The sequence below is a fragment of the Sedimentibacter acidaminivorans genome (genome assembly GCF_017873955.1).
Taxonomy (GTDB): domain Bacteria; phylum Bacillota; class Clostridia; order Tissierellales; family Sedimentibacteraceae; genus Sedimentibacter; species Sedimentibacter acidaminivorans.
Map to the genome: position 1 here is coordinate 622,458 of NZ_JAGGKS010000001.1, position 19,765 is coordinate 642,222.

Here is a 19,765-nt window from a genome sequence, read left to right on the forward strand (position 1 = left end):
TAAAAATTGAAAGCACTCCATCAGAGTGCTTTCTACATTCGTTTATAATACTTTTCATATTTTAACTAATGATTCTCCAAGAACTTTGCATCTTTCTAATCCTTCTATATCAGGATTCCATAATTCCCTTATTCCGTCTGAAACTATTTCAAAGCCTGATTCCTTAAGTTCTTCTGTAATAATCTTAACCGATTCTCCACTCCACCCGTAGCTACCAAAAGCTAAAGCTTTTTTATCAGTAAACTTTAGTCCTTTCATCATTTCTAATAATGCCGCAGTTGATGAAAGGATACCATTATTAATAGTAGAAGAACCAACAATAATCATTTTTGATTTAAACACATCTGTTATAATATCATTTTTATCCTTTTTAGATGAATTATAGACTTTTACAGTTACATTTTTATCTGAATGAGCAATACCTTGTGCTATAGATTCAGCCATTTTTCTTGTTGCATTCCACATTGTATCATATATTATTGTAATTTGATTTTCTTTATATGATTTTGCCCATTCCATGTATTTATTAACAATTTGCAATGGATTATCTTTCCAAATTATACCATGACTTGGACAAATCATATTAACAGGTAGGTTAAAACTTAATACCTCTTCAATTTTACCTACAACAAATTTACTAAATGGTGTTAAAATATTAGCATAATATTTTATTGCCTCTTGATAGAGTTCAGCACTGTCTACTTTGTCGTTATACATTTGTTCTGAAGCATAGTGTTGACCAAATGCATCATTACTAAACAAAATAGCTTCCTCTGACATATATGTAAACATAGTGTCCGGCCAATGTAACATTCTCGCTTCAATAAATGTAAGTTTATTTTTACCTATATCTAGTGTATCTCCTGTTTTAACTTCAACAAAATTCCAATCTTGATGATAATGTCCTTTTATTATTTTCATACCATTTTTTGTACAATAAATAGGTGTGCTAGGGATTTCTTTCATCAAATCTAAAAGTGCACCACTGTGATCAGGTTCGGAGTGATTCATAATAATATAGTCAATTTTATCTAAATCAATTTCTTGCTTTAATTTAGATACAAATTCTTTAGAAAACGGGTGCCAAACAGTGTCAATTAAAACAGTCTTCTCATCTCTAATTAAATATGAATTATATGATGAACCCTTGTGAGTAGAATATTCTTCTCCATGAAATTTATCTAATTCCCAATCTATTTTACCAACCCAAGTTACTGTTTCTGTAATTTTAAACGACATATTTCCTCCTGTATATAACATCTGTATTTTTTTATATTATAACCTATAATGCAATTTATATCAATCACTTTGGCATTAAAATACTTACTTTAACATGCAAAAGTCGCCAAAAACTAGTTCTTAACGACTTATATTTTATAAATATTTTGAACCACTTATTTTATCTTTCCATATTTCTTTAAGTATTTCCAGATCTTCAGTATAATCTGTTTTTGTTTCATCTTTATCATATTCCAAAATATCTAGTACTTCAATTGTAAATGCATCTTTTCCAATACTTTGAACTTCCTTTTGTAGTTCCTTATTGGGATGACTACCTAATTCTAAACTAAACCTAGTGCTATTTATTTTGCCTTTTAAGTTTGGGGTAGACCCTATATAGCACTTACCATTTGAATTACAACGAACAATGTATATACCCATTTCTTGTTTCATTTGCTTATATTTTTCTTTCAACTCTCTTTTTCTATCCACCATCAATACCCCATTTCTCTTAATACCGCTGAAAGAGTTCTAAGTCTTTCACCTAATAACTCGCTATCTTCTCCTAGTACATCTAAAAACATTTTGATATCATTATCAATCATAGGGTTTTCCGTACATACAGAAACAGTCATAGCGTCTCCCTGCAATCCTACACGCTCTATCTTTGGATTGTTTTCATCATATAATTTATTATGTTTATATGATTCTTCTCTAAAATACTTCATGCTTTTACTAATTAATATTGCTAAGTCTAATACACGGTGAAATGGTAGTTCCTCTGATTGCCTAGACCACTTCTCTCCCGTATACCTCCATACCTTTGCAGAAATATCAACTTTACCTCTATCATTCCATTGTGCTAGACCAAGAGACAAACCCTTTGCATCAGTTTTATAAGCCGTTCTTCCATCTATATTTTCATAATCTTCAACTGTTATTACTGGTTTATGTTTTAACGTTACTGGAATCTTCATTATATTACCCTCCATATTCTACTTGTTTACTAAATTAGTAATTTACTAAACTCAGTATACAGGTACTTACTCTTTTTGTCAAGTTGGTATTTCATATAAAAACAAAAAAAGCCCATCATCCGATAGGCTTATATTCATACTTCACTAACCAATTTCCTGTGCAAATTTTTTATCGTTTGGTCTTGGACTAATGGTAACAAAAAGTGATAAATTTTCTTCTACTAATGGTATTCCAAATTTATCTTTTCCATTTGCTAACGCTGCAGAACCTTTTTGAAGTTTTTGAACTTTATCATTTATTTGCAACTCACCTTTTCCTTGAAGTACATTTAACACAACAGATGAGTTTTCATGCTCGTGAACTGGCAGTGTTTGACCTCTCTTTAAATTTAAAACAAAACTTAAAATTTGTTCATTACTAAAAATAATTCTCTTAATCAATTGATCATCACTAAACTCAATACTATTTTCTAGGTTTCTAAAATCCATATATACCTCCATATTATAATCTATAATTATTATTTACAACTTAAAATTAATTATGTCACATTCTAATAAAGATATTTTTTTTCTAATTTCTGAAGTAAATTTAAATAATTTTTTTGGGTTCCTTTTGCTTCTGCATCTTGCTCAAATGTTTCTGCTTTTTTATTAATATCATCTAAAACTTCTTTAGACAAACTCTTTTCTGCAAATTTATATACTCCATCATTTTCTTTTGCTATATGTCTTTCTAATAGATGTGTATAGCTAATTGCATTTGCAATTACATCAAGCTTACTTTCTTCATCGCCATTTTTTACACGTTCAAGTGCATCTATCAAATTACTCACATACATTCGACCATAATCATGCTCTACTAACATACCATGAGTTATCAAATTGTTTCCAACAGACCCTAAGTTAGACTTCATCTCTTTGAAAAGAAATTTTTCTTCTTTACCATGATGGTGTTTGTCTGCGTAATTTCTAATAAAGTCTACCATATCATAGAAATCCTCGTAACAAATATCATCATCATTAAATATTCCATAACATGCACTTCTAACTACTTTTAGCATTCGCAAAATATTCTCATGCTCATCTACCATGATTTTTATACTGTTCATTTAAACTACCTCCTTCTTATTATACTTGTTACTTCATCTAATTTTTCATAAGTTGCATTAGCTTTTTTAAGCATACCTTTAATAAGTTCATCTCTCAATAAATAATAATTTTCAATATCCCCCCCTACTGAGTTCCAATAATCCTCATGTACACATAAATTTCTTTTCCATAATATTTCCTTTTCATCTTGTGATACTATAACACTTGCTCGGTCACAAGGCATACCATCTAAAAGTGTATCATTAATATTTTTATATATTTCATCAATGCTATCATTTTCAGATAATTCTGATACTTTAAAACCCTCATTTTTAAACAAATTCTTTAAATCTTCCAAAGCACCTGAACTTTCATTCAATAGAGATGTAACGGAATAAGCCAGCCTAGATTCTTCAATGGATATTTTATTTTGCAACCAACCATGTATATTATCTACATCTATAACTTCTTCTAGCGGTTTTATTTCTGTATCACCAAATTTTATTGATAACTTTTCTCTTATTTTTAACTGTGGGGTTGTTTCTTCTATTAATGATATAATATTTTCAACTATATCATGTTGTATTTTAATTTTATTGTATAACCAATAATGTATTGGTCCAAGAAATGCACTCATTTTGCCTCCTAATTTTGTAATTAAATTGATTTTTTTGAAAATATGAGCACGAACTTTGTCCGTGCTCATGATGTTATTATTTATCTTTTAAATAATTGTTAAGATTATCAATTAACTCATCTACGTTAAATCCATGAACCATTGCTGCATCCTCCACTGACTCCATTTGGGATGATGGGCAACCTAGACAATGCATTCCAGCATTCATTAATATTTCTTCTACACCTTTATCTAATTTTAAAACTTCACCTATAAACATATCTTTAGTTACTTTCATATTATCACAATCCTTTCATATTTTTCTCACTAATAATCCTTTATATTCTAATCCCACAACATTAGTTTTAATAATACATCATTAAATATACTATTAACCTAAAAATATTTTCATATCATCTTCTACTGTTGTAATTCCAGCAATCCCAAAATTCTCAACCAATACACTTGCAACATTTGGAGATAAGAAAGCTGGTAATGTTGGTCCTAAATGTATATTTTTTACACCTAAATACAATAGAGAAAGTAAAACAATTACTGCTTTTTGTTCATACCATGCAATATTAAATGCAATTGGTAATTCATTTATATCATTTAATTCAAATACTTCTTTTAGTTTTAATGCTATTAAAGCTAATGAATAAGAGTCATTACATTGTCCAGCATCTAATACTCTTGGGATACCCCCAATATCTCCTAATTCAAGCTTGTTGTATCTATACTTTGCACAACCTGCCGTTAATATAACAGTATCTTTTGGCAATGCACTTGCAAAATCAGTGTAATAGCTTCTAGATTTAGCTCTTCCATCACAACCTGCCATAACAAAGAATTTCTTTATAGCACCAGTTTTTACTGCATCTACAACTTTATCTGCTAATGCGAATACTTGATTGTGAGCAAATCCACCAACTATTTCACCCGTCTCAATTTCTGTTGGAGCTTGACACTTTTTAGCATGCTCTATTAATTGAGAAAAATCTTTTTTATCTCCAGTTTCGCCTGCTATGTGCTTGCATCCTGCAAATCCTGCAGCACCTGTAGTATACACTCTGTCTTTATAGCTACTCTTAGGTGGAACTATACAGTTTGTTGTCATAAGAATTGGACCATTGAATGATTCAAATTCTTCTTTTTGTTTCCACCATGCATTTCCATAGTTTCCTATAAAATTGCTATACTTTTTAAATGCTGGATAGTAGTGAGCTGGTAACATTTCTGAATGAGTATAAACATCAACTCCTGTGCCTTGAGTTTGTTCTAATAGTTTTTCTAAATCTTTTAAATCGTGACCAGAAACTAATATACCAGGGTTTTTACCAACACCAATATTAACTTTTGTAATTTCAGGGTTGCCATATGTTGTAGTATTAGCATTGTCTAATAGAGCCATACCATTTACACCAAATTTACCTGTTTCTAATGTTAGTGCAACTAATTCATCTACTGTTAAACTATCATCTAACAATTTAGCTAATGTGCTTTGCATAAATGCATTAATTTCTTCCTCATCAAATCCTAATACATTAGCATGTTTAACATATGCAGACATACCTTTTAATCCATAAGTAATAAGTTCTCTTAAACTTCTAACATCTTCATTCTCTGTTGCTAATACTCCTACTGTTTTTGATTTTACATCAAATTCCGATTCATCTTTAGCATCCCATAGAGCACATCCAGATAAATTTTCTTTATTATTTAATTTTTGTAATAATTCATTTTTTACGTTTAAAGTCATTTTAACTCTGTCATAAAATATCTTGTCATCAAAATTAGCATTTGTTATTGTTGTAAATAAGTTTAAAGTTATTAGATGATTAACATCGCCACTAACTTTCGTACCTTGCTCTCTCAATCTAGTTGTTACTTCAGATAATCCTTTAGTTGTATATATTAATAAGTCCTGCATTCTAGCAATATCTGGTGATTTACCACATACACCCACCTTAGTACATCCTGTACATCCCGCTGTTTCTTGACATTGATAACAAAACATTGTATTTTCCATTTCAAATCCTCCAATATTTTTTATTTATTATTTATGTACCCATAATAATACAAACCAAACTGTTTTTCCGTAACAATTGTTACAAAAGTAAAAAAAATCAAAATTTTTTAAATTATTTTTATGTACATATGACTATTGACAGTTATTAATTAATAATGTATTGTTTTATATAATACATTTATAGAAATTTATATTAAATTAACATATTAATCTTAATTTAAAATGGGAGGTCACAAAATGGATTTTATTCATGAATCAAATCGAATATACCTTAATAATGAGGATGGAAAAGCTATTGCAGAGGTTACTTTTCCTGATATTTCAAATAACGAAGTAAATATCGACCATACATTTGTTGATGGGTCGTTAAGGGGTCAAGGCATGGCAGCTAAATTAATGAAAGCGCTAGTTGATGATTTAAACAAAAAAAATAAAAAAGCTAAAGCAACTTGTTCTTATGCGGTCGAATGGTTTGAAAAGCACCCTGAACATAGTAATGTTTTAGTAGAAAAATAAGTTATATTAGTTCTACAAATGAAAAACCTATGATATTAATATCATAGGTTTTTCATTTTAGTCATAAATTATTTACTATCTATTTTATATATTTTTATAGGAGTTTTGCAATATGTTCATCTATTTCTTCTGGTTTTATATTTGGCGCAAACCTAGCTACTACATTTCCTTCTTTATCAATCAAAAATTTTGTAAAGTTCCATTTTATATCATTTTCGCCTATCCCCATTATATAATCTTTTACTTTTGCTAAAAACCCTACAGTTCCTTCATTTCTAGTTTCATCTATTGAAGATTTTAAGTATGTATATAATGGTTCAGCATCTTTTCCATTAACATCTATTTTTGAAAATTGATCAAAAGAAACACCAAAGTTTAATTTGCAAAATCCAGCTATTTCATCATTTGTACCTGGTGCTTGAGCTAAAAACTGATTGCTTGGAAAATCTAATATTTCAAACCCTTTATCTTTATATTTTTCATAAAGAGCTTCAAGTCCATCATATTGTGGTGTAAATCCACATCCAGTAGCACCGTTTACTATTAACAATACCTTTCCCTTGTATCTATCTAAAGAAACCTCGTTATTCTCTATATCTTTTACTTTAAAATCATATATTTTCATTTTATCCTCCATATTATTACTAAATTTATTTTGTATATGTATTATATTTACCCTTTTTTCATGACTCTAACCAAATTTATTTAATTCCAAGTCAATTTTTCTAATTCAATATGATTTCTATACCAATCATCACTTTTTAATAAAGTTTCAGGTGTTCCTGAATTTTTAATTTTTCCATTCTCCAAAATTATTATCTTATCTGATGATATCATTGATGATAATCTATGGGATATAGTAAGTATCGAATGATTTTGACTAGCTTTTTGTAATACTGTTATAATCTTTTCCTCTGTTATTGAATCAAGACTAGCTGTAATTTCATCAAGAAGCAAAATTGGTGGGTTAGTTACTATAGCCCTTGCAATAGCAAGTAACTGCTTTTGTCCTTGTGAAAAAAGATTATCTTTTTTAACTTCTGTATTATAGCCATTTTCAAGCGTTTTAATATAATCGGTTAGCCCTACAAAATCCAAAGATTCTTTTACTTGTTCAAATGTAACACTATTGTCTTTTAGACTTATTTGTTCAGCTACAGTACCACTAAGCATAGGAAAACTTTGGTCTACATATCCAAATATTTTTCTTTTTTCACTATTAGGTATATTGTAAACATTTATTCCATTTATAGTAATACTGCCTTTTGATGGTTTTAAAAGGCCCATTGCTAGTTTAAATAACGTTGATTTTCCTACTCCTGTTCTACCTACAAAAGTTATTCTTTCTAAAGGTTTTATTTTAAAATCAATATTTTCTAATACATTTTTATCATCTTCATAATTAAATGTTACATTATTAAAAGATAGTGATAAATTATTGCTACCTAAAATATTAGTTAAATCCACGCTATCCTTAGCATCTTCTGATATTTCATAAAATTCATTTACTCTATAAATTCCTGATATAGACTGCTGTATGTTTTGCAACTCCATGCCTAGATTTTCAATAGGTGTGAATAAGTTAGAAATTAATTCAATTGATGCAGCAATCATGCCTACTGAAACACCTAAAAAATTCAATTGTTCAGATGATAATATAACAATTAATGCTATAATTAAAGACCGTATTACCAATATTATAGGCGAAAATATCGAATCATAAAAAGTTACTCGTTCAATTGTTTCATAATTATCAACTAAATACTCATTATAATTACTTTCCATGTAGCTTTCTTTACTAAATAATTTAATCATTCTTATATTTTTTACACTTTCAGAAATATGATTGTTTACTTTTGAAACTGATACTAAATTATCTATTTGTGCTTTTAACATTCTTTTCTGAAAGAATCTTGTTATATAATAAATTATAGGCAATAACAAAACTGCAATAATACCAAGCTTTACGCTAAACAACCATATCGATACAACTACACCTATAATTTTAAAGCAATCAATAATCATTCCAATTATTACGCTTGTAAACATAGAATTAATTGCATCAACATCATTTGTAAAATTTGAAACAATTTTTCCGGATTCATTTTTAGAAAAAAACATTGCATTTATCTTTTCAAGTTTTTCCATCATTTTCATACGGACTTCTTTTGTAATTTTTTGGCCTATTATTGTTAATAGAGTTTCTTTAGCTAAATCAAACAATCCAATTAAAAATATCGCTCCCATATAAAGATATGCTAATAAAAGTAACCCTTCATTATTTCTTGGTGCCAAATTATTATCTATAATATACCTTAATATTTGCGGTGGAAGTAGACTAGAAATAACAAAAGCAAAAATAATAAATATCATCAATAAAATTATGGAAAAATTCTTTTTAATTACACTTTTTATTGATTCTCTCACTAAACTATTCTTCTCCATTCTCATCACCTACAGCACATTGCAAATTATAAATTGTTTGATATAATTTAGAGTTTTCCATAAATTCATTGTGCTTTCCGTACTCAACTGTTTTATCATTATGCAATAATATAATATGGTTTATTTTACGAAAAATAGTTAGTCTATGCGAAATTAATATTATTAAGCTTTCACTATAATTTTTCCTTAAGTTATCAATTATTTTTTCTTCTGTTTGCATATCAACAGCAGAAAAGGGATCATCCAAAATAATAATTTTATTTTTATTTAGTAACGCCCTTGCAAGTGCTATTCTTGATTGTTGACCTCCGCTTAATCTTACTCCTCCATTACCAACTAATGTATTTTCTCTATTTGGCATCTCATTTAAATCTATATCAAAGCATACATCTTTCAAAACTTGAGATATATCCTTTTGATTTCCTAGCGTTATGTTATTATATATAGAGTCAGACAATAGTTGCGGCTTATGACCTAAATATGAAATTATTTGACTTCTTTCATAGTCTGAATAATCGTTTAGCTCCTTATTATCTATTTTAATACTTCCAATGTATGGATAAATACCTAAAAGAGAAATACCTAGAGTAGACTTTCCCGAAACTATCGGACCTGTAACCCCAATTATTTCGCCATTTTTCCCGCTAAAAGTAATGTTATCAATGATATTATTTTTACCTAGAGGGTATATAAAACTTAGATTGTTAACATCAAAATTTGTATTATGTACATCAAAATCCATAGTTTTGTCTTTAATACTATATTCTGCGAGATATGGCTTTATCCGCTTCCAAGATACTTGAGATTTTTGTATTGAATTAAATAATTTAGCTGCACTACTTGTTTTTCTTGACATGGCACTAAACATCAAAATATATGTAGTAAAATTTCCTACCGTCCAAACACCACTAATTACATTTTTACCACCGAAATAAATAACGATTATTACTCCAAACATTGCAATAACATTGTATACAGGCCTCATCGAATTTTCTATTAAATTTGCTTTAATTGCTTTGTTGTATAAATCCTCTAACTCTTCGTTATATATAATTCTATTCTTTGATTCCATACCGTTTATACGATACAAAATTGCATTTTCTATGGTATTATATGTTATATCTGTAACTTTACTAATTTTGCTTCGATACTGCGTAGAATACTTATAAATAACCACTTTTAATTTATCTGCAAGCAACATGGCTGCAGGAATAAAAATCATTGATAGTAATGTTATTTTAAAATCATACATAATCATTGAAACTACATATGTAATCATCATTACACCTGTATCAAAAATCTCTGTTGAGAATTTTCTCATTCCCTCAACGCATAATTGAACATCCGAAATTACTCTAGTCATTAAGTTTCCAGTGTTTTCTTCATCTAATTCAGCGGCTGATTTATGCAGTATGTTATTATAAATCATAAACCTCATAGTCGCGCTTGTGGTGTTAGCAAAACGTCTAATATAAAACCGTTTAAAATATCTGAATATTTGTATTGATGCTATTATAATAACAAATGAGGCCGCTACAATAACAATTGAATTCATACTATTCCCATTAACAATTGCATCTATTAGTTTCCCTTGATAAATTGGACCTAATACTATTGAAATATCATAGGCTAAACCGAATATTATTATTAAAGATACAATAATTTTTTCTTTTTTCCAATAATTAATTATTTTATCTGGTTCTTTCATAGGATTAACTTTTAAATTTACCATTACATATTCCTCTCTCATTAATATCCTTCTTAAAAGATAATATCATGATGTAGCACTAATTTCAATTTATTAACTGATTATCGGTTACAAATAAAATGTAATTATATTTTAATTGTAACTATTTTTTACTATAACTAATAATTTTAACTAAACTAATATTTTTATATGCCGATATATAATTATAATAATACATAGTTAATTAAATTAATCATATTTAGCATAAATTTAATGTAACATGTATTATAAAAAAATGGAGGACAACAATATATGAATAAATTTAAAAACATGAAAATTTCCAAAAAACTAATTACTGGATTTTTGGTTATTTCTATCATTGCAACTTTTATAGGTGTAGTAGGTATTTTTGGTATACAAGTAATTGATAATGCTGATACAAAACTATATGAATTGCAGACTAAGCCCTTAGAGAATATATTTAATGTAATTGATAGTGTAGCTGAAATGAGAATTCAATTAAGAAATGCTGTAATTAATGTTGATAATAAAGCGGCTTTAAAAGCTTCAGAAGATGCTTTTAATTCTTATCTTGAAATCTATAGGAATAATGTTATAAAATATGAAGCAACTATAAATTCAAGCGGAAGCAAAGCATTATATGCAGAAGCAAAAAAAATATTTGAAGAAAATTTTATTCCTGCATCAAGAGAAGTTTATAGATTAGCTAATTTAGGTGATCCAAAAGGTGCATATAAAGCAATTACTGATGAAACGGATATCACAGTAAAGATGCTTAAGAATTTTGATCAATGTCAAAATAACAGAGTTAATGATGCTAAAGAAACTAGTGATTCAAATCACAAGCTTGCAGTTATCTTGACAATTGTATTAGTCATAGTAATTATCATAGGAGTAGCATCTTCTATTCTATTAGGAATTTATATATCTAGGATGATAAGCAAACCTATTGTTAAAATGGTTGAGGCAGCAAATAAACTTGCAATAGGTAATACAGATGTAGATGTATATGTAGATAGCAAAGATGAAGTAGGAATACTTGCTCAATCCTTTAATAAAATGATTGAAGGTATTAAAGAACAAGTTAATATTGTTTCTATAATTTCGGAAGGAAATTTATCTATTAAAGTAAACCCACGTTCTGAAGAGGATATTATGGCGATTTCACTTGATAAAACTATTAATCAGCTTAATGAAATATTTTATGATATTAATCAAGCATCAATACAAGTATCCGAAGGCTCTGATCAAGTATCTTATGGTGCTCAAGCCCTTTCCCAAGGTGCAACCGAACAAGCAAGTACAATTGAAGAACTTTCTGCATCTATAAACGAGGTTTCATCTCAAGTTAATTTAAATAATGAAACTGTGAAATTGGCAACAAAATATACTGAATTAGCTGGTGCTGGCGTAACTCAAAGCAACGAACAAATGTCAGATATGCTTATGGCCATGAAAGATATAGATAATTCATCACGTGAAATATCAAAAATCATAAAGGTTATTGATGATATTGCATTTCAAACAAATATATTAGCACTTAATGCAGCAGTTGAAGCCGCTAGAGCAGGGGCAGCCGGCAAAGGGTTTGCAGTCGTTGCGGATGAAGTTCGAAACTTAGCATCAAAGAGTGCAGATGCTGCAAAGCAAACAACTGCATTAATTGAAGGCTCCATTATAATAGTGAATACCGGAGCAAAAATTGCTGAGAAAACAGCAAAATGTCTATCTGAAGTAGTACAAAATGCAAGTCATGTATCAGTAAATATGGAAAAAATAGCATTGGCATCTAATGAACAAGCAAATTCTATCAATCAAATTAATGTAGGCATTGAACAAATTTCATCAGTTATACAAACTAACTCTGCGACAGCAGAAGAAAGTGCAGCAGCGAGTGAAGAATTATCAAGTCAAGCTAGTCTGCTTAAAGAGCAAATTTCAGTATTTAAACTTAGAAAATCAGAGTAACTCTTCCCTTACGGTCGAAAAAATAAAAATCCTCTTGAAAATCTTCAAGAGGATTTTATGCTTAAAAGCTTAAATTTTATAATAACTATTAATCTTCATTTACTGTTATTTCAATAATTCCCTCATAGGAAATACCCTCTTCATCATAAGCTGTATAAGCGATATCTACTGTTCCGTCAAAATTAGTGTATGGTACAAAAGTAACTTTAGAGATATACTTACTTGAATCAACAAAATATTTACCACTTTCCGTTACTACAGATTTATAATTTGATGTTTCTGAGTAATCATAATATAATTTACCTTCATTTCTAGCAGGAAGAATAAACTTCACATAGTTTAAGTCATTATCAGTTTCTTCTTCTAATACATCTATAAAATCTTCTTCATCAAAAGTGAAACTATTATTTTCATCAGTTTCATATTCTATTGTATCTAAAGAAGAATTATTTTCCTCAACAACTATTTTAATTATTCCTGTATAGGAGTCGCCATCTTCGTCATATGCTGTATATTTTATTGATACAGTTCCAGCATAATTAGTTTTAGCTACAAAAGTCACGTCTGAAATATTTGGGTCAGAATTATCATAATATTTAATAGTTGACTTAACTAAAGAATCATAATTTGTTGCTGAATTATAATCATAATATAGTTTACCATAAGATGTTGAAGGAAGCGTAAACTTCACATATTCAAATTCCTCATCATCAGTTGCATCTTCAAATGCATCAACTATATCATCTTCATCTAATGTTAATACAGTATTTTCTATAATCTTATATTCTATAGTATCTAAAGAAAAATTATTTTCCTCAACAACTATTTTAATTATTCCTGTATAGTAATCGCCATCTTCGTCATATGCTGTATATTTTATTGATACAGTTCCAGCATAATTAGTTTTAGGTACAAAAGTCACGTCTGAAATATTCGGGTCAGAATTATCATAATATTCAGTAGTTGACTTAACTAAAGAATCATAATTTGTTGCTGAATTATAATCATAATATAGTTTACCATAAGATGTTGAAGGAAGCGTAAACTTCACATATTCAAATTCCTCATCATCAGTTGCATCTTCAAATGCATCAACTATATCATCTTCATCTAATGTTAATACAGTGTTTTCTTTGATTGTGTATTCAATAGTATCTATATTAGTATCTTCAACTTCTTCTCCATTATATTCATCTCCCGTCAAAACATAATAAAGCATATTGGCAATATCACTTCTAGTTGCATATTCATCAAGTTCAGTATCATCGTATAAATCTTCTAAATCTACATCTTCAACTTTAACATTGCTATTAACAACAGCAGCAGAACGTTCAATTAGCAAAATTGCTTCATTTATAGTAACATAGTTTTTAGGGTTAAATGTTTTATTGCCATTACCTTTAGCTATACCTAAAGATTTTGCAGCAACAATAGCATCATAGTAATAACTTCCATATTCTACATCTTCAAAATTCTCTACATATTTATTAATGATAGTATTTATATTAAAAGCTCTAACCATCATAACCGTGATATCTCCACGTTTTACATAATCATCAAACCCAAAATCATTATTTCCATATCCCTTAATAATACCCTTTTCTTTCATAAAATTAGCTGATGTATTATAATCAAAATTATATCTTGCTAATTTTTTTGCTTGCCCAGGTGGTAACTTATCTTTCGGTCCAGCAAATGCTGCAAATGTTAAAGTAAAACTAAAAACTACCACAAGTGTAACTACACGTAAAATCTTTTTCTTATTCATTATACTACCTCCAAATTTAACTTATATAAATTGTATATCAATCTATGTTGATGTTCATACATTGAATTAGTACATACTATATATATGTACAGTTTCCTCTTTTATCACTCCTAACTTTATCATTTTACTTTTACTTATAAGTAACATGCCACTATTAAAAGTTTCGAAGATAATAGTTAAATTTTGGGGGTAGAAGATAAATTTTTAATAAAATTAATTATTCTTGTAAATTGTTACTTTGTTTTTACCTGTTTTTTTTGAAATATACATTGCTTGGTCAGCACATTCGATTAAATTTTCTGCACTCATATTAGGTTTCCATTCCACAATTCCAATACTTAAAGAAATTTTTATATCAATTCCCACATTAATTAAATCCAAATTAGAAATTTTGTCTAGAATTCTTTGCCCAATTAGAAATGCATGTTCCTTTGTTGTTTCTGGTAGAATAACTATAAATTCATCTCCACCATACCTAGAACATATATCTACACCTCTCATATTCTCTTGCATGATATTTGCAACGGACTTTAGAACCTTATCACCTATAATATGACCTCTATGATCATTAATATATTTAAAATCATCTATGTCTATCATAAAAACACAAAAGACTTTTTCTTTAAATAGTGAATCCCTTATTATAAAATCAAGCTCACTTTCATAATAATTTTTACTATATAATCCAGTCAAATAATCAGTCTCTAAAGATTTAGCTCTCATCCTTAATATCCTATCGACAAAAACAGTTATCAAAAAAATTATTATAAAAATAGCTGTGAGAATAATAGCTTTAATACTATTTATAATTTTATCTATATAAGATAATGAAATATCAACTCCTGCTAACGCAATTACTTCACCGCTTTTTTTATCAATTATAGGTGCAAAGCCGGAAATTAGTTCTCCCCAAACTGGATTATTTACTAACTTTGTTGAAACTGTAATCTTTTCATCAAATACCATTCGTTCTTCTTCATACAAAATATCTATGTATCCTAATGGTGAAAACAATTTGCTTTCTTGTTTCTCCCCATCAAAAATATAAGCTAATTCTGTATTAGATACTCTTTTTTCAACATAAACAAAAGAAACTCCAGTTTTCTCCTTTATATCTCGAAATGTTTCTTGCATTTTTTCATAATATGTTTCATCATAACTTCCTTTTATATATTTGCCGTTTGATGCTAGTTCCTTAAAAGGTTCTATATCCTGTTCAATAAAGCTTGCAACTGAACTGGCTATATTCATGGCACTTTTACCTAGTTCACTTATAATTACTCCCTTTATATCTTGATAAATCAAAAGAACTGGCAATGTTAAAATCATCGTTATTACTATAAAAATAAATATAAAATTTAAAACTCTACTTTTATATATCCTCACGACTTCACTACCTTTGCTATAATATCAATCAAGATTTAATATTTTTATTTACAAATAATAAATATATTAAATTATAATTACAAAAGTATTATATAAGTAAATATATATATTGTCAATTTAACGAAAAAATAATTCTGGCTCACGTCTAACCGCAAATTTTATTTCTAGCTCCTCTTTATGTTTCAAATACCCTATATCATCAAAAAATTTAGCTTTTAACGGGCACATTTTTATACATGCTCCACATTTAATACAAATACCATTTAATTTATGTATATCATTAATATCGATAGCACCCATAGGACATACTTTAACACACAGCTTACAGTCGTTACATATATCTTTTGTTTTAGGAGTTACTTTTCTTATATCTACTGGGTTTCCCATATTATCTTTCGGCATATAATATGGTCTAAGTGGCATATGACCTGAAACCTCTAAATATTCATTACATTTTCCACTTGATAATATTGAATTTATTATATCGCTAAAATGATTGATAATATCCATATCTTTATCATCTGGTCTTCCCTTGCCTAAAGTATAAGAGAAAGAATGCTCTCCAATGAATGCTGCTGCTGCAATAACATTAAACCCATTTGATTCCAAAATACTTTTTAATTCTATTAATGCGTCATCATAATTTCTATTTCCATAAACTACTACCGGTACAGCTAAAGAACCTGAACTTTTTAATTTATCTAAGTATTTCAACAAAACATTTGGAACTCTACCCGCATAAACTGGTACGCCTATGATTAGCAAATCTCCTTCTTTAAATAAAACCTCTTCAGTTCTATTTTCGAAAGAAGTAAAGTCGATATAATTAATTCTGTTTTCTAAATTTGAATTCTCTAAAATATTCTCTGCAATACCAGATACAACTTTTTTTGTTGTACCAGTTGGACTAAAATACATCGCATTAATTCTATAATTCATATTGCACCTCTCTAGATATTATATCCCAACCTTATATATCCCCTCGAAGTATATATTTTAATAAGCTTAATTTATTTAATTTCATTTTTTATTTTTTTCATATTAAAATAGCTTTTTACCATATCTAAATTTAAGCTAGTTAATATTAATCCAGTTAATATTATTACAACTCCAATCCACTGCATTCTTGAAAGTTGTTCTGAAAGAACAATTCTAGCAGTTAACAGTCCTGTTATTGGTACCAAAAGGGAAAGTGGAGCAATTTTACTAATAGTATATTTTGCAATCAACATATTCCACATTCCATATCCAAATAAAGTTGCTCCTAGGGATAGATATAATATAGAAAATATTGACATTGCATTTAAATTCATAACCGCACTTAGCAAAGCCTGAGGTGTATCTACTATTAAGGCAATTCCTAACATTGGAATTGGAGGAACAAGACTTGACCACACAACTAAACCTAGCATATCTAAAGTCTCTTCAACTGAAGAAGCTTTCTGTGATGCAAAGATTGCTATTATGTTTGCAAGCGCCCAAAAAAACGGTGCACAAATTGTCAAAAGAAGCGCATTAATTGGAATAGCTGAAACCCCTGTAGTTCCAGAACCAATTCCTATTATGAACAATCCTACTGCGCCTATAAAAAACCCTATTAATTGTTTGCTTTTAATTTTTTGCTTTAAAAATAATAAAGCAAGGAATGGTGAAATAAATGCTTGCAATTGCAATAGAATTGATGCTAAGCTCGCAGGCATTCCAATCTCCATTGCATAAAACAAACATGAAAATTGTCCAACCCCTACAGATAATCCATACAGAATTATATATTTCCAATTTATATTTGGTTTTTTAACAAAAAAAACTGCTATTGACGTTATCGCATATCTCAGCACAACTAACAACATAGATGGAACTCCATCTAATCCTAATTTAATAACAGTAAAATTTGCACCCCAAATCACAACAACTAAAAAAGCAAATATTGTATCGTTCTTTTTCAAAATCAAACCCCCTAAAAAAATTCTACAAATAAGCTAGTTATTTTCAGTCATAGTAATTATTCCAAGCGTACCAGCACCAGTATGGACACCAAGAACAGGACCTATTTCACCAAATCCAGTTTCTATTACATTAGGTAGCTTCGAAATATTCTCATAAAGTGCCTTTCCTTCTTTTAGTGCTCCACCATGCATAACCCAGATTTTAGCCTTTCCTTTATCTAGGGTTTCTTTAGCAATATCTACAAGTTTTGAAATGCTTTGCTTTCTTCCTTTTACTTTGGCATATGTATAATAAATTCCATCATCATTTATTGAAATAACTGGTTTGATATTTAATAATTCACCAAAGGTTCCAGAAACTTTTCCAATTCTACCGCCCCTAATTAAATATATAAGAGTATCTACAATAAAATAAACTCTTATTCTATTCTTAATAGAAGGAAGCTTCTCTGCTATTTCATCAAAGCTCTTGCCAGCTGCAATCATCTCAGCACATTCTAATACTATAGCACCAGAACCCATAGTGAGTGCTCGTGAATCAAAAACACAAAAATCAATATTTGGATACTGTTTGCTTACAAGATTTATACTATTATAGGTACCTGATAATCCAGATGAAATACAAATTACAATTATTTGTGTATACCCTTCTTTTTCTAACCTTTTAAAAAGGTTATTAATGTCCTCCATTGAAGGAAGAGAAGTACTCGGTATTTCTTTATCCATATTAGTATAAACTTCATCTGGGGTAATGTTTACCCTATCCACATACTCCCGATCTTTATATATTACCCTTAAAGGCAACATATATATATTCATTTTTTTTATTTGTTCGTTACTCAAATCGCTTGTACTGTCTGTTACTAAGGCTATTTTATTCAAAAAAGTTCCTCCACTCTATATATTAATTTTTTATGCTTAGCTAATACTATTTTTTTAATATAGTAAGTTTTTATTCGTCAGTATTAAAAAAGAATTAAATTATTATAACACATAAATATAAGTTATCGCACTATTTATTTTAAATATTACAAATAAAAGTTATAAACCTACTTTATATTTTTTGATTGATAATATTGGTAGGGTAATTTATAATAAATATGGAACGAGGTGTGTAAATTGACTGTCAAAAACAAAGTTTTACATATTATGGAAGAAAATCAGGATACAAGTATTTCTGGACAAGATTTAGCAGATATGCTATCTGTTTCTAGAACAGCTATTTGGAAGGCCATTAAATCTTTAAAAGAAGATGGATATATAATTAATGCAACATCTAATAGAGGGTATTTGTTGTCTTCATCTTCGGATGTTTTATCCTCCAAAGGCATAAGAGAATTCTTGTTTAATGAATATAAAAATATTCCAATCCATATTTATAAATCTGTTAGCTCTACCAATAATGAGGCAAAAATAGCTATTCTTAGTGGTGCTATTCACAGAACTGTGATTATTTCTGATGAACAAACTAACGGACGTGGTAGATTGGGTAGAAATTTCTTTTCACCCCCCAAATCAGGTATTTATATGAGTATAATTCTAAAACCTAAACTAAATATCACTAACTCAGTTCTAATTACAACTGCAGTTGCCGTTGCGGTATGTCTTTGCATTGAGAAATTTTCAGATAAACAGGCTGAAATCAAGTGGGTCAATGACATTTATATAGACAACAAAAAGGTCTGTGGAATTTTAACAGAAGCTATTACAGATTTTGAAAGTGGCAATGTTGAAAGTGTTGTTATAGGAATTGGATTAAATTTAACTACAAAAGAAAGCTCATTTCCACCCGAACTTAAAGCTATAGCTGGGTCAGTTTTACATACTGATGTTAGTTTTAGCACTAGAAATAGAATTGCTTCTGAAATTATTAATACAGTGCTTTTAATATGTGAAAATTTAGAAGATAGAAGTTTTTTAGAAATATATAAAGAGCATTCAATGATACTTGGACTAAACATTTTATATAAAAAAAATGGAGAATGGATTGAAGGGTATGCAAAGGATATAGATGAATATGGTGGTTTGATAGTTGTTTTGAATGATGGTCATAGTGTAATTCTTAATTCTGGTGAAATTACAATTAGAACATAATA

General features: G+C 28.8%; 19 protein-coding genes. 3 read left to right on the forward strand and 16 right to left on the reverse strand.

The window, feature by feature from the left end; all coding sequences use genetic code 11:
- Nucleotides 1-54 precede the first annotated feature (54 nt).
- The 8 genes from J2Z76_RS02835 to hcp form a co-directional block, all read right to left on the reverse strand.
- Complete coding sequence (locus tag J2Z76_RS02835; RefSeq protein WP_209510462.1) at nucleotides 55-1,239, reverse strand: anaerobic nitric oxide reductase flavorubredoxin; 1,185 nt, start codon at nucleotides 1,237-1,239, stop codon at nucleotides 55-57.
- 135 nt (nucleotides 1,240-1,374) lie between these two features.
- Nucleotides 1,375-1,716, reverse strand: a complete 342-nt coding sequence (locus tag J2Z76_RS02840) for a GIY-YIG nuclease family protein (protein WP_245210277.1) — start codon at nucleotides 1,714-1,716, stop codon at nucleotides 1,375-1,377.
- Nucleotides 1,716-2,198 (reverse strand): DUF6530 family protein, encoded by a 483-nt coding sequence (locus J2Z76_RS02845; RefSeq protein ID WP_209510463.1) that lies wholly within the window; start codon nucleotides 2,196-2,198, stop codon nucleotides 1,716-1,718. The genes J2Z76_RS02840 and J2Z76_RS02845 overlap by 1 nt, the downstream gene beginning before the upstream one ends.
- Nucleotides 2,199-2,342: 144 nt before the next feature.
- Complete coding sequence (locus tag J2Z76_RS02850; RefSeq protein ID WP_209510464.1) at nucleotides 2,343-2,687, reverse strand: cupin domain-containing protein; 345 nt, start codon at nucleotides 2,685-2,687, stop codon at nucleotides 2,343-2,345.
- Between the two features lie 62 nt (nucleotides 2,688-2,749).
- Nucleotides 2,750-3,307 carry a hemerythrin domain-containing protein gene (locus J2Z76_RS02855; protein WP_209510465.1) on the reverse strand — a complete coding sequence of 186 codons (558 nt, stop codon included), beginning with the start codon at nucleotides 3,305-3,307 and terminating at the stop codon, nucleotides 2,750-2,752.
- Between the two features lie 5 nt (nucleotides 3,308-3,312).
- The gene (locus tag J2Z76_RS02860) at nucleotides 3,313-3,924 is read right to left on the reverse strand and encodes a hypothetical protein (RefSeq protein WP_209510466.1); all 612 of its coding nucleotides are present in this window, start codon (nucleotides 3,922-3,924) and stop codon (nucleotides 3,313-3,315) included.
- 76 nt (nucleotides 3,925-4,000) lie between these two features.
- Entirely contained in the window at nucleotides 4,001-4,201 is a 201-nt protein-coding gene (locus J2Z76_RS02865) for a DUF1858 domain-containing protein (RefSeq protein WP_209510467.1), read from the reverse strand.
- A 93-nt stretch (nucleotides 4,202-4,294) separates the two neighbouring features.
- Nucleotides 4,295-5,932: a hydroxylamine reductase gene (hcp, locus tag J2Z76_RS02870; RefSeq protein WP_209510468.1), complete on the reverse strand. Its 1,638-nt coding sequence runs from the start codon at nucleotides 5,930-5,932 to the stop codon at nucleotides 4,295-4,297.
- 237 nt (nucleotides 5,933-6,169) lie between these two features.
- Here hcp and J2Z76_RS02875 point away from each other — a divergent pair, with 237 nt between their 5' ends.
- Nucleotides 6,170-6,448: a GNAT family N-acetyltransferase gene (locus J2Z76_RS02875; RefSeq protein ID WP_209510469.1), complete on the forward strand. Its 279-nt coding sequence runs from the start codon at nucleotides 6,170-6,172 to the stop codon at nucleotides 6,446-6,448.
- A gap of 94 nt (nucleotides 6,449-6,542) precedes the next feature.
- On the opposite strand, the gene J2Z76_RS02880 is transcribed toward J2Z76_RS02875, so the two are convergent.
- The 3 genes from J2Z76_RS02880 to J2Z76_RS02890 all read right to left on the reverse strand — a co-directional run bounded on the left by J2Z76_RS02880 (nucleotide 6,543) and on the right by J2Z76_RS02890 (nucleotide 10,643).
- The gene (locus J2Z76_RS02880; protein WP_209510470.1) at nucleotides 6,543-7,073 is read right to left on the reverse strand and encodes a glutathione peroxidase; all 531 of its coding nucleotides are present in this window, start codon (nucleotides 7,071-7,073) and stop codon (nucleotides 6,543-6,545) included.
- A gap of 80 nt (nucleotides 7,074-7,153) precedes the next feature.
- Nucleotides 7,154-8,893 carry an ABC transporter ATP-binding protein gene (locus tag J2Z76_RS02885; protein ID WP_209510471.1) on the reverse strand — a complete coding sequence of 580 codons (1,740 nt, stop codon included), beginning with the start codon at nucleotides 8,891-8,893 and terminating at the stop codon, nucleotides 7,154-7,156.
- Nucleotides 8,880-10,643, reverse strand: a complete 1,764-nt coding sequence (locus J2Z76_RS02890) for an ABC transporter ATP-binding protein (RefSeq protein WP_245210278.1) — start codon at nucleotides 10,641-10,643, stop codon at nucleotides 8,880-8,882. The genes J2Z76_RS02885 and J2Z76_RS02890 overlap by 14 nt, the downstream gene beginning before the upstream one ends.
- Before the next feature lie 249 nt (nucleotides 10,644-10,892).
- On the opposite strand from J2Z76_RS02890, the gene J2Z76_RS02895 reads away from it, so the two are divergent.
- Nucleotides 10,893-12,569: a methyl-accepting chemotaxis protein gene (locus J2Z76_RS02895; protein ID WP_209510472.1), complete on the forward strand. Its 1,677-nt coding sequence runs from the start codon at nucleotides 10,893-10,895 to the stop codon at nucleotides 12,567-12,569.
- Nucleotides 12,570-12,657: 88 nt separating this feature from the next.
- Here J2Z76_RS02895 and J2Z76_RS02900 read toward each other — a convergent pair whose 3' ends face one another.
- The 5 genes from J2Z76_RS02900 to J2Z76_RS02920 all read right to left on the reverse strand — a co-directional run bounded on the left by J2Z76_RS02900 (nucleotide 12,658) and on the right by J2Z76_RS02920 (nucleotide 18,551).
- Nucleotides 12,658-14,337 carry an S-layer homology domain-containing protein gene (locus J2Z76_RS02900; RefSeq protein WP_209510473.1) on the reverse strand — a complete coding sequence of 560 codons (1,680 nt, stop codon included), beginning with the start codon at nucleotides 14,335-14,337 and terminating at the stop codon, nucleotides 12,658-12,660.
- A 213-nt stretch (nucleotides 14,338-14,550) separates the two neighbouring features.
- Nucleotides 14,551-15,666 carry a GGDEF domain-containing protein gene (locus tag J2Z76_RS02905; protein WP_209510474.1) on the reverse strand — a complete coding sequence of 372 codons (1,116 nt, stop codon included), beginning with the start codon at nucleotides 15,664-15,666 and terminating at the stop codon, nucleotides 14,551-14,553.
- Between the two features lie 174 nt (nucleotides 15,667-15,840).
- Nucleotides 15,841-16,662, reverse strand: coding sequence for an EFR1 family ferrodoxin (locus tag J2Z76_RS02910; protein WP_209510475.1), 822 nt, complete (start codon nucleotides 16,660-16,662; stop codon nucleotides 15,841-15,843).
- 71 nt (nucleotides 16,663-16,733) lie between these two features.
- Nucleotides 16,734-17,669: an EamA family transporter gene (locus J2Z76_RS02915; RefSeq protein ID WP_209510476.1), complete on the reverse strand. Its 936-nt coding sequence runs from the start codon at nucleotides 17,667-17,669 to the stop codon at nucleotides 16,734-16,736.
- A gap of 33 nt (nucleotides 17,670-17,702) precedes the next feature.
- Nucleotides 17,703-18,551, reverse strand: coding sequence for a DegV family protein (locus J2Z76_RS02920; RefSeq protein WP_209510477.1), 849 nt, complete (start codon nucleotides 18,549-18,551; stop codon nucleotides 17,703-17,705).
- Nucleotides 18,552-18,779: 228 nt separating this feature from the next.
- On the opposite strand from J2Z76_RS02920, the gene J2Z76_RS02925 reads away from it, so the two are divergent.
- Nucleotides 18,780-19,763 carry a biotin--[acetyl-CoA-carboxylase] ligase gene (locus J2Z76_RS02925; protein ID WP_342455003.1) on the forward strand — a complete coding sequence of 328 codons (984 nt, stop codon included), beginning with the start codon at nucleotides 18,780-18,782 and terminating at the stop codon, nucleotides 19,761-19,763.
- Nucleotides 19,764-19,765: the final 2 nt, after the last annotated feature.

Coding starts and splice junctions, on each gene's coding strand:
- J2Z76_RS02885 (WP_209510471.1), bottom strand. CDS start 8,893: ATGGAGAAGAATAGTTTAGTGAGAGAATCAATAAAAAGTGTAATTAAA.
- J2Z76_RS02880 (WP_209510470.1), bottom strand. CDS start 7,073: ATGAAAATATATGATTTTAAAGTAAAAGATATAGAGAATAACGAGGTT.
- J2Z76_RS02845 (WP_209510463.1), bottom strand. CDS start 2,198: ATGAAGATTCCAGTAACGTTAAAACATAAACCAGTAATAACAGTTGAA.
- J2Z76_RS02850 (WP_209510464.1), bottom strand. CDS start 2,687: ATGGATTTTAGAAACCTAGAAAATAGTATTGAGTTTAGTGATGATCAA.
- J2Z76_RS02910 (WP_209510475.1), bottom strand. CDS start 16,662: ATGAATTATAGAATTAATGCGATGTATTTTAGTCCAACTGGTACAACA.
- J2Z76_RS02895 (WP_209510472.1), top strand. CDS start 10,893: ATGAATAAATTTAAAAACATGAAAATTTCCAAAAAACTAATTACTGGA.
- J2Z76_RS02865 (WP_209510467.1), bottom strand. CDS start 4,201: ATGAAAGTAACTAAAGATATGTTTATAGGTGAAGTTTTAAAATTAGAT.
- J2Z76_RS02860 (WP_209510466.1), bottom strand. CDS start 3,924: ATGAGTGCATTTCTTGGACCAATACATTATTGGTTATACAATAAAATT.
- J2Z76_RS02840 (WP_245210277.1), bottom strand. CDS start 1,716: ATGGTGGATAGAAAAAGAGAGTTGAAAGAAAAATATAAGCAAATGAAA.
- hcp (WP_209510468.1), bottom strand. CDS start 5,932: ATGGAAAATACAATGTTTTGTTATCAATGTCAAGAAACAGCGGGATGT.
- J2Z76_RS02905 (WP_209510474.1), bottom strand. CDS start 15,666: ATGATTTTAACATTGCCAGTTCTTTTGATTTATCAAGATATAAAGGGA.
- J2Z76_RS02900 (WP_209510473.1), bottom strand. CDS start 14,337: ATGAATAAGAAAAAGATTTTACGTGTAGTTACACTTGTGGTAGTTTTT.
- J2Z76_RS02890 (WP_245210278.1), bottom strand. CDS start 10,643: ATGAGAGAGGAATATGTAATGGTAAATTTAAAAGTTAATCCTATGAAA.
- J2Z76_RS02835 (WP_209510462.1), bottom strand. CDS start 1,239: ATGTCGTTTAAAATTACAGAAACAGTAACTTGGGTTGGTAAAATAGAT.
- J2Z76_RS02855 (WP_209510465.1), bottom strand. CDS start 3,307: ATGAACAGTATAAAAATCATGGTAGATGAGCATGAGAATATTTTGCGA.
- J2Z76_RS02875 (WP_209510469.1), top strand. CDS start 6,170: ATGGATTTTATTCATGAATCAAATCGAATATACCTTAATAATGAGGAT.